A 6,507-nucleotide genomic window follows, 5' to 3' on the forward strand; every position below is an offset into this window, starting at 1 on the left:
CTGCGCTGAGGAATATCCGACAGCCCGGCCCGGGTTGCAGCCTCACGTGACCTCCTCGCCGACGACCACCTCGACCGAGGGGCGCCCGGCGGTGTCCCACCACCGACCCGCGCTGGCGATCCTGGCGCTCGCGGTCGGCGGGTTCACCATCGGCACCACCGAGTTCATGACGATGGGCGTGCTGCCCGAGATCGCCGACGGCGTCGACGTGTCGGTGCCGGCGGCCGGCCACGTGATCTCGGCCTACGCGCTCGGCGTGGTGGTCGGCGTGCCCATCCTGGCGTTCTTCGGCGCCGCCCTGCCGCGCCGCGCGATGCTCGTCGGGCTGATGGGCGCGTACGCCGCGTTCAACCTGCTCAGCGCGGTGGCGCCGGACTACCACGTCCTGACCGCGGCCCGCTTCCTCGACGGCCTGCCGCACGGCGCCTACTTCGGCGTCGCGAGCCTGGTCGCGGCCAGTCTCGTCACGCCGCAACGGCGCGGCCGCGCCGTCGCCAGCGTCATGCTCGGCCTCTCCGTCGCCAATGTCGTCGGCGTCCCGCTGGCCACCTTCCTCGGCCAGCAGGTCGGCTGGCGCTCGACGTACCTCCTCGGCGGCCTGCTCGCCCTGGTCACGGTGGCGCTCGTGCTCGCCGCGGTCCCGTCGATCCCGGGTGACACCGACGCGAGCGGCCGCAAGGAGGCCGGCCGGTTCTTCGGCAGCCTGCAGGTCTGGCTGACCATGGCGGTCGGCGCCGTCGGCTTCGGCGGCATGTTCGCCGTCTACTCCTACATCGCCAAGACCGTGACCGTCGTGGGCGGCCTCGAGCGCGGCACCGTCCCGTTCTTCGTCCTTGCCCTCGGCCTCGGCATGGTCGCCGGCACCTGGCTGGCCGGCGAGCTCGCCGCCTGGTCGGTCTTCCGCAGTCTGTTGCTGTCCGGAGTCGCGGGCATCGCCCTGATGCTCGTCTACTACGCCGCCGCCCCGCACGGCTGGCTGCTGCTGCCCGTCGCCTTCCTCGTCACCGCCACCGGCTCCGTGCTCGTCGTCAACCTCCAACTGCGGCTGATGGACGTCGCCGGCGACGCGGTCACCCTCGGCGCCGCGATGAACCACGCCGCCCTCAACATCGCCAACGCGCTCGGCGCCTGGGCCGGCGGCCTGGTCATCGCCGCCGGGCACGGCTACCGCGCGCCCGCGCTGGTCGGAGCGGTCCTGGCCGCCGTGGGTACGGCGGTCCTGGTGGTCTCGGCGATCACCCACCGCCGTACGGCGGCAGGGGCGTAGCCGGCCTTCCCCGACCTGCGTCCGCCGCGGGAGGGGCTTTACGCACGACTCCGGGTGCCTGAGAGAATCGCTCCCATGTCCGCCACCACCCAGCACCCGCCCGTGCCGGAGACGGCCCGGCCGGCCGTGCCCGAGGGAGCCGCGCGCCCGCGCGTGCTGTCCGGGATCCAGCCGACCGCCGACTCCTTCCACCTCGGCAACTACATGGGCGCGCTGCGGCAGTGGGTGGACCTGCAGCGCGACCACCAGCCGTTCTTCTTCATCGCCGACCAGCACGCCATCACCACGGACTGGGACCCGAAGCTGCTGCGCGAGCGCACCCTGCGCGGCGCCGCCCAGCTCCTGGCCGCCGGGATCGACCCGGCGCGGTCGGCGATCTTCGTGCAGAGCCACGTCCCGGCCCACGCCCAGCTCGCGTGGGTTCTCAACGGCCTCGCCGGCTTCGGCGAGGCCCGGCGGATGACCCAGTTCAAGGACAAGTCGGCCAAGGGCGGCGAGGGTGCGGCGAGCGTGGGCCTGTTCGCCTATCCCGTGCTGATGGCCGCCGACATCCTCCTCTACCGGCCCCACTACGTCCCGGTCGGCGAGGACCAGCGCCAGCACCTCGAGCTGACCCGCGACCTCGCCCAGCGGTTCAACAGCCGGTTCAAGAAGACCTTCCGGCTGCCCGAGCCCTACATCCTCAAGGCGACCGCGAAGATCTACGACCTGCAGGAGCCGACCAAGAAGATGTCGAAGTCGGGCTCGACCCCGAACGGCATCATCGAGATGCTCGAGGACCCGGCCCGCTCGGCGAAGAAGATCCGCTCGGCCGTCACCGACTCCGGCACCGAGATCCGCTTCGACCTCGAGGAGAAGCCGGGGGTCAGCAACCTGCTGACCATCTACTCGGCCCTCACCGGGGAGAGCGTCGCCAGCCTCGAGGAGCAGTACGCCGGCCGGATGTACGGCGACCTCAAGAAGGACCTCGCCGAGGTGGTGGTCGGCTTCGTGACCCCGTTCCGCGACCGCACCCTCGAGCTCCTCGACAACCAGGACCACCTGATGCAGGTCCTCGCACAGGGCGCCGAGACGGCCGGTGCCGTCGCGGAGAGCACGCTGCGCGACGTGTACCAGCAGGTCGGCTTCGTGGCGCCGGCCGGGCGTCGTACGGGTCGTTCGGAGGCCCGCTGATGCCGGTGATCGGCGTCGCCGTCGCCATCCCGGAGCCGTGGGCCACCGAGCTGGTCGACTACCGGCAGCGGATCGGCGACCCGACCGCGGAGGGCGTGCCGAGCCACATCACGCTCGTCCCGCCCACCGAGTTCGCCGGGGATCTCGCCGACCTGGAGGCCCATCTCGCCTCCGCCGCGGGCGTCGTCGGGCCGTTCCGGGTGCACCTGAGGGGAACGGGTACCTTCCGGCCCGTGTCGCCCGTCGTGTTCGTCAGCCTCGCCGAGGGGATCTCGCAGTGCGAGCAGCTCGCCGACGCCGTACGACGGGGGCCGCTCGCCGTCGAGCTGGAATACCCCTACCACCCGCACGTCACCGTCGCCCACCATCTCGACGACCCGACCCTCGACCGCGCCTTCGACGATCTGGCCGGCTTCGACTGCGCCTTCGACGTCACCGACTTCCACCTCTACGTCCACCACGAGCAGGAGGGCTGGCGGTCCACCCGCACCTTCCCGCTGGGCTGACCGGCTGACCCGGAACGGATCCTGAGATGTCGCTGGTCGATCGGGCGAAGCAGCGGCTCGCCGCGGCGAGGGAGCGTTGGCCGCTGCTCGACCACGCCCTGCGCACCCAGGAGCACTACAGCGCGACCCAGGGAAGCCAGCAGGCCGGCGGGGTGACCTACTTCGGCTTCCTGTCGATCTTCCCCATCCTGGCCCTGGCCTTCTTCGTGGTCGGGTGGGTGGCGAAGCTCTACCCCGACGCGCAGGACACGCTGGTCGACGCGATCCGCCAGTTCCTGCCCGGCCTGGTGGGGGACGGCGAGGCCCAGGTCGACCTCGCCGACGTGCAGAACGCGGCCGGCACCGCCGGGATCATCGGCCTGGCCGGTGTGCTGTACGCCGGCCTGGGCTGGCTCTCCTCGCTCCAGTCGGCGCTGACGGTGATCTTCGACCTGCCGCAGCGGCTGCGCCCGAACTTCCTCGTCGCCAAGGCCCGCGACGTGGTCACCCTGGCCGTCCTCGGCCTGGTGCTGTTCTCGAGCGTCCTCGCCTCGGCTGTCCTCACGCGCACCTCGCGCGCGGTGCTCGACCTGTTCGGCGTCGAGTCGTCGCTGGGCTGGCTGGTCACCGCCGGCGGGGTCGCGCTGGGGCTGCTGGCCTCGGCCCTGCTCTTCTTCCTGATGTTCCGCCTGCTCGTGGCGCCCGCCCTCCCGGCGCGCGCGCTGTGGTCCGGTGCCGTGCTGGGCGCGGTCGGCTTCGAGGTGCTCAAGCAGCTCTCGGGGATGCTGCTCGCCGGCACCCGGGGGCAGCCCGCCTTCCAGGCGTTCGGCATCGCGCTGATCCTGGTGGTCTGGATCAACTACTTCTCCCGGGTGATCCTCTACGCCGCCGCCTGGGCCAAGACCAGCCCGCTGGCGGACGGCCCGCCGGTGCCGGTCCCGGCCGCCCAGGCGATCGCGGCCGCCGCATCCCCGCGGCCGGCGGGCGAGTCGGGCGAGTCGGACTTGTCGGACGAGGACGCCCCGGTCCCGCGCGCGCCGAGCCTGCTCGCCTTCGCCGCGGGTGGCGTCGCCGGCGCCCTGGTCGCCCGGGTCGGTCGTCGTACCCCGCGGTCTGGGAGACTGGGCCGGTGAAGTTCGAGCGAAAGCACGCGATCCTGCTCCTGGCCGTGGCGGCCTGGAACGTCTTCTCCTTCGGCAACTTCGCCAAGAACCTCTACAGCGCGTACGACGCGGGCGAGGACCGCGCGACCGGCTACTGGGTCGCCCACACGGTCCTGATCGTCGTCAACTTCGTGATCGCCGGTCTGCTCGGCTCGTTGGGCTGGAAGGCGCTGCGGGCGTCGAAGGACGGCTGACGCCTACGCCGGCGCCCCGAGCAGGAAGTACGTCGTCATCGGGCCCTTGCCCTTGACGTCGATCAGTTGCGGGTCGCTGAACATGTAGCGGCCCTCGAGCAGGGCGTGGGTCGTCTCGGAGACCTGGATCCGGTGCGGGCGGCCGTGCGACTCCATCCGGCTCGCGGTGTTCACCGTGTCGCCCCACAGGTCGTAGGTGAACTTGCGGCGCCCGATCACGCCGGCGACGACCGGGCCGGAGGCGATCCCGATCCGCATCGCGATCGGGCTGGGCCAGGCGGGGGAGAGGCGGGCCAGCGTGCGCTGCATGTCGAGGGCGAGCTCGGCCAGTGAGGCGGCGTGGTCGGCGTCGGGCATGGGCAGGCCCGCCACCGCCATGTAGGCGTCGCCGAGCGTCTTGATCTTCTCGACACCGCGCGCGTCGCACAGGGCGTCGAACTCGCGGAACATGGTGTCGAGCAGGCCGACCAGCTCCTCGGCGGGCAACGCCTCCGAGACCGGTGTGAAGCCCACGATGTCGGAGAACAGCACGCTCACGTCGGGCGCCGCGTCGGCGATCGCGCCGGGCTCGCTGCGCAGCCGCTCGGCGATGGGCGCGGGCAGGACGTTGAAGAGGAGCTCCTCGGAGCGTGCCCGCTCCAGCTCCACCTCGCGCTGGGCGACGAAGTCGGTACGACGCAGCCGCTCCAGCGCGTAGGCGATGACCAGGGCGATCCCGGCGAGCCCGAAGGTCGGCGCGACGTGGCGGGCGAGCACGTCGACCTGGGCGTCGAGCCCGGGAAGGGTCAGGCAGACCGCGACGTAGAGCGCCGCGGTGAGGGTGGCGGCGTGCATGCGCAGGCGCAGCAGACCGATGCCGCCGAGCAGGGTCACCGTGCACGAGGCGCGGATGTATTCCGTCGGGAAGGGCGCGACCCGCGCCTGGACGGTGCCGAGGTCGAGCAGGATCGCCGCGAGGAGCAGCACGCTGGTCGCCTGCAGGAACTCGGCTGCCCGGGACCACCGGGTCAGGACGACCGCTGACAGCCCGAACACCGGCAGCAGGAGGGCGAACCGCAGCACGGCGGCCGCGAGCGAGGGCTCGTCGAGCACGAGCAGGTCGACGATCCCGTACACGACGGTGAAGGCGGCGCCGATGACGAGTGCGAAGCGGGCGCCGCGCACGCCGGCGGCGTCGTCGTACCGGACGAAGGCGCGCTCTGCCTCGGTCTCGTCGAACTCCAGCATCCAGCGCCCCATGTGCAACTGCGCCTGCCGCTCCTGCAGCCATCCGCTGAGCACCTTGACCCCCACAGCCGCATCGTGGCAGCCTCCGCGACCCGGCGCATCCTGACCTCGGAAATTCGTCGACCCGGCCCGTCCTTACCCCGAGAGAGGTGAGGACGGGCCGGGTCGACGAGATTGCCGGGTCAGGACGGGCCGGGTCAGTGGCCGTTCTTCAGCGCGGTGCGCAGGTCCTTGTTGAGCTGGGAGATCACGTCGAGCGGGATCTCCTTGGGGCAGGCCGCGGCGCACTCGCCGATGTTGGTGCAGCCGCCGAAGCCCTCGTGGTCGTGCTGGCCGACCATGTCGACCACGCGCGACCAGCGCTCGGGCTGGCCCTGGGGGAGCTCGCCGAGGTGGGTGATCTTGGCGCCGACGAACAGCGAGGCCGAGCCGTTGGGGCAGGCGGCGACGCAGGCGCCGCAGCCGATGCAGGTCGCGACGTTGAACGCGCGCATCGCCTTGTCGCGCGGCGCCGGCACCGAGTTGGCCTCGGGGGCCGAGCCGGTGTTGGCCGAGATGTAGCCGCCGGCCTGGATGATCCGGTCGAACGCCGAGCGGTCGACGACGAGGTCCTTGAGCACCGGGAAGGGCTCGGCGCGCCACGGCTCGATGGTGATCGTGTCGCCGTCGTTGAACGAGCGCATGTGCAACTGGCAGGTCGTGGTGACCTCCGGGCCGTGGGCCTCGCCGTTGATCATCAGCGAGCACATGCCGCAGATGCCCTCGCGACAGTCGGAGTCGAACGCGACGGGCTCCTCGCCCTTCTCGTTCAGCTGCTCGTTGAGGACGTCGAGCATCTCGAGGAAGCTCATGTCCTGCGAGATCCCCGACACCTGGTAGGTCTGGATGCCGCCCTGGTCGTTCGGCCCCGCCTGGCGCCAGATCTTCAGGGTGAGGTTCATGTCGCCCGCGCTCACTTGTAGGACCTCTGCTTCATCTCGATGGCGGTGTAGATCAGG

General features: G+C 71.6%; 7 protein-coding genes. 5 read left to right on the forward strand and 2 right to left on the reverse strand.

Going from position 1 to position 6,507, the window contains the following annotated elements; translation table 11 throughout:
- Positions 1–91: 91 nt before the first annotated feature.
- The 5 genes from FHP29_RS10020 to FHP29_RS10040 all read left to right on the forward strand — a co-directional run bounded on the left by FHP29_RS10020 (position 92) and on the right by FHP29_RS10040 (position 4,282).
- Complete coding sequence (locus FHP29_RS10020; RefSeq protein WP_240044429.1) at positions 92–1,267, forward strand: MFS transporter; 1,176 nt, start codon at positions 92–94, stop codon at positions 1,265–1,267.
- Between the two features lie 75 nt (positions 1,268–1,342).
- Entirely contained in the window at positions 1,343–2,440 is a 1,098-nt protein-coding gene (gene trpS, locus FHP29_RS10025; protein ID WP_139622734.1) for a tryptophan--tRNA ligase, read from the forward strand.
- On the forward strand, positions 2,440–2,946 hold the full coding sequence (locus FHP29_RS10030; protein ID WP_139622735.1) for a 2'-5' RNA ligase family protein: 507 nt from the start codon (positions 2,440–2,442) through the stop codon (positions 2,944–2,946). The genes trpS and FHP29_RS10030 overlap by 1 nt, the downstream gene beginning before the upstream one ends.
- A gap of 26 nt (positions 2,947–2,972) precedes the next feature.
- The gene (locus tag FHP29_RS10035; protein ID WP_139622736.1) at positions 2,973–4,058 is read left to right on the forward strand and encodes a YihY/virulence factor BrkB family protein; all 1,086 of its coding nucleotides are present in this window, start codon (positions 2,973–2,975) and stop codon (positions 4,056–4,058) included.
- A complete protein-coding gene (locus FHP29_RS10040) occupies positions 4,055–4,282 on the forward strand; it encodes an SCO4848 family membrane protein (RefSeq protein ID WP_139622737.1) in 228 nt (75 codons plus the stop codon). Before FHP29_RS10035 ends, FHP29_RS10040 begins: the two co-directional genes overlap by 4 nt.
- Positions 4,283–4,285: 3 nt before the next feature.
- On the opposite strand, the gene FHP29_RS10045 is transcribed toward FHP29_RS10040, so the two are convergent.
- Complete coding sequence (locus tag FHP29_RS10045; protein WP_139622738.1) at positions 4,286–5,575, reverse strand: adenylate/guanylate cyclase domain-containing protein; 1,290 nt, start codon at positions 5,573–5,575, stop codon at positions 4,286–4,288.
- 131 nt (positions 5,576–5,706) lie between these two features.
- The gene (locus FHP29_RS10050; RefSeq protein ID WP_139622891.1) at positions 5,707–6,450 is read right to left on the reverse strand and encodes a succinate dehydrogenase/fumarate reductase iron-sulfur subunit; all 744 of its coding nucleotides are present in this window, start codon (positions 6,448–6,450) and stop codon (positions 5,707–5,709) included.
- Positions 6,451–6,507: the final 57 nt, after the last annotated feature.

Origin of the sequence: Nocardioides albidus, from assembly GCF_006335005.1 — a bacterium.
GTDB lineage: Bacteria > Actinomycetota > Actinomycetes > Propionibacteriales > Nocardioidaceae > Nocardioides > Nocardioides albidus.

Bases quoted from the DNA above. Each gene is read 5' to 3' on its own strand.
- trpS (WP_139622734.1), top strand. From the start codon at position 1,343: ATGTCCGCCACCACCCAGCACCCGCCCGTGCCGGAGACGGCCCGGCCG.
- FHP29_RS10050 (WP_139622891.1), bottom strand. From the start codon at position 6,450: ATGAACCTCACCCTGAAGATCTGGCGCCAGGCGGGGCCGAACGACCAG.
- FHP29_RS10030 (WP_139622735.1), top strand. From the start codon at position 2,440: ATGCCGGTGATCGGCGTCGCCGTCGCCATCCCGGAGCCGTGGGCCACC.
- FHP29_RS10035 (WP_139622736.1), top strand. From the start codon at position 2,973: ATGTCGCTGGTCGATCGGGCGAAGCAGCGGCTCGCCGCGGCGAGGGAG.